The organism is Bradyrhizobium lablabi (assembly GCF_018131005.1).
GTDB classification, from domain to species: Bacteria; Pseudomonadota; Alphaproteobacteria; order Rhizobiales; family Xanthobacteraceae; genus Bradyrhizobium; species Bradyrhizobium lablabi_D.
This window is the reverse complement of sequence record NZ_JAFCJK010000032.1, coordinates 1-2,718: the sequence shown is the minus strand read 5'-3', so window position 1 is coordinate 2,718 and position 2,718 is coordinate 1. Positions and strand designations below refer to the sequence as shown.

At 57.8% G+C, this 2,718-nt stretch carries 2 protein-coding genes; one reads left to right on the top strand and one right to left on the bottom strand.

Annotated features, from left to right (window positions below; all coding sequences use genetic code 11):
- Nucleotides 1-172 precede the first annotated feature (172 nt).
- Nucleotides 173-310 (top strand): hypothetical protein, encoded by a 138-nt coding sequence (locus tag JQ553_RS34165; RefSeq protein ID WP_212504469.1) that lies wholly within the window; start codon nt 173-175, stop codon nt 308-310.
- A gap of 547 nt (nt 311-857) precedes the next feature.
- Here JQ553_RS34165 and JQ553_RS34160 read toward each other — a convergent pair.
- Nucleotides 858-1,061 (bottom strand): hypothetical protein, encoded by a 204-nt coding sequence (locus tag JQ553_RS34160; protein ID WP_212504468.1) that lies wholly within the window; start codon nt 1,059-1,061, stop codon nt 858-860.
- Nucleotides 1,062-2,718: the final 1,657 nt, after the last annotated feature.

Here is a 2,718-nt window from a genome sequence, read left to right as displayed (position 1 = left end):
GGACCCCCCCTGTCCCATGAGCTGGGGCCTTTTGCCGCTTTGCCGAGCTGGACGGCCGGGGGTAAGCGGCGCTCGTTGCCGCAGTTGCACTTGGCGGCGACTCGCAACTTGGCCTCAGTCCTCGGGACTGGGGTTTTTTATCGAACATCTCGATGCTGGGAATCGGAGCCCCTTGATCTGGATCAACCTCCGTCATCTTACCAAGATCAGCATTCTCGGCATGGCCAAGCACTTCGACTGGATCACCATAGCCGGGTACGTCTCATTCGCGCTCGCCGCGATGGCTCTCATTGCTCTTTTCGCGGCGTAGGCCAAGCCAACCCGGGGTGGCACAAACTGCACTATGAATCGGCGGTCTCCTTAACATATGTTAAGTGCCCAATGACGAGGGGCCGCATCGTGCGTACCAATGACCGCGTTTTTCCCGTGTGGGCTGTGCTCCTGGGGCTTACTCCCATCGTAATTATAGCGATCGCCATGTTCGTGGAATAAGGGCGCCGACCTTATGCGTCATTCTCGTGGCGTTGGCGTGCTCCATGCGGGCGGCTTTTTCCGTGTCGGCGTAGGGGCGGCTTTCGGCGTACTTCATCGACAAGAATCACGACTTCCAGGTCTTTGCTGATTGGCACAGCATGCGCGATGCCGCTGTGCACCGCACTGCGATTCACATGCGTTATTGTCGTAGATGGATGACTTGGTGCAAATTCCTTGATGCCGCCCGTGGTGGGTTCGAGCGGCAACTTCCAAATTTGCACTCCCGACACTCCGGCCTCGGCTCCCGAGAACTCCCAATCCCAGGAGCTGGGGCTTCTTCGCGGCGCTATGGTCGAAAGCTCACCAAGCCAGCTGGCGATTTCTCATCTCATCAGATCGAACAGTTTCCTGATCTCGTTCAGTCGCAGATTTGAGCCGGATGGCATGTGCTCTAGCAGCATGTGCCGGGTGCGGACTGCGATCTCGCCGCGCTGCGTGTCGTTCTGCTCGGCATGATATGCGCGCATGTGGGCTGCGAACTGACGGGCGATCTGTGGCGGGATCTCGATGGGGCTACGTTTGAACATGGCCTGGATATGGGCATCTGGCACGCCTTCGCCAATTCGGAAGGCTCAAAAAGAGGCAGGGTTTCATTCGCGACAACTTGTCGGGATTGAGGCTTCTCATCTGCTCGTCCGGGGCGAGCGCTCAGGCTTTTGTCTTTGTTCAGTCCTTGTGAAATGGATCATATTCGCCCGCGCTGTTCCGATTCAGCATCCCACTTCCGACGCGAACCAGAGAGTCGCGCTATGAGCGAACAACCCTCGAAACGCATTCCCGACTGGCTCTCAGTCGACATTCTGGTGATTTTGGTTTCGCTGGCCATCATCGGGGTTGGCATGTGGATTCCGCTCTGAGCAGGCCCCGCTTCGCTATGAGGTCCACCCCTTGGTGGGGCAGCTTCACTCTTTCTGGCGTCGTCGCTCGGCCCGCGCTTCAAGATACGCCGAGATCGCAAAGGTCGCGGCCAACGCGAGCAGGCCAACGCCGGCCACAATCAACATCATCTCGCCCATAATCCAAGTCTATCTAGTCTATAAGCCGGGCAATCACAAATTCACGAAGGATTGGCGGCTGGAATAAACCAGCCCCCAAAACCGAACGCAAGGCCGCTGCGCAGTTCGAGCGCGAGCAGGAGCAGCGATGCCGGGCGCCGCAGGGAAGAGGCGGCTAAGGAAAAAGAGAGCGGGCCGGTCGCGAAGAGTTAGTAGCGAAAGTCCAGGCGGCGCTGGACAAGGCGCAGCACGAAGAGCGGGCCGAATCCTGGATGCCGGACGTGCCGGGATCGAGAAGCGGGTGGAGGGAGAGAAGCCCGCTGGCAGAGCGAGTGGAAGAGGCCGAAGGAAGCGCTGCGCCCGGGAATAGGCCGGCAACACGGGATTAACTATCGCGACTACGTGCGGAACGCAGATATCGCAGGAAACCTGCTCGCAGCCAAACGTCCACTCGCCTCCCTAGGAAAGCAAAGCGTCAAAGCTCCTCGCTCCTAAGGCCATCGCTGCTCTCAATACGACAATTGCACAAGCCGCGGCGCAAAAAGACAGCGCAGCCAGAACGAGATTGGGCTGCGCACTATGCGCCAGGATTTCATGTACCAAGGTTAGGGAGATGCGCCGAATCAATCCTCACCATCCTCCGCCGGAGCAAGACGCGATATGAAGAACAAGCCCGAGCACGTCAACTCATCGAGGTCTCTCTCTCCGGCTTGCCAACGTCCACGCACAAAGCGTTCTAGCGCGCAGCGTCGCTCGTCCTCTGGCGAGACCGTGTCATTCCGATCCAGGTAGATTGACCACGCTTGTTCTGCCGCGAGGGCACACAGACAGCATTCCATCCAGCACCTCGCTGCGGAAGTCGTGACACTAGTTCAAACAACCTGCTGTTGCTTTCGTTGCTGGTTATTTCAGAACTTTAGTCGAAAATTGCAACCGAGTTAAACGAGAGCTGTTGTTACACAATGGAGGAGCGAGAAATCCGTGCCCTGCTTGACCACGCCGCTTACTGCCGGCAGGTCGCGGCCGAAACAGTGCACGAGGTTGCCGCCCGCAAACTTAGAGATATAGCTGTCGAGTATGAGTGCCGCGCTAAAGATTTGGTTAAAGGCTGCACTTTGAGTAAGCAGCCAAATTGACTAAGTTGAATGTGACTCGCGCCGGCCCCCACATCGGTCATTACTTCTCGACA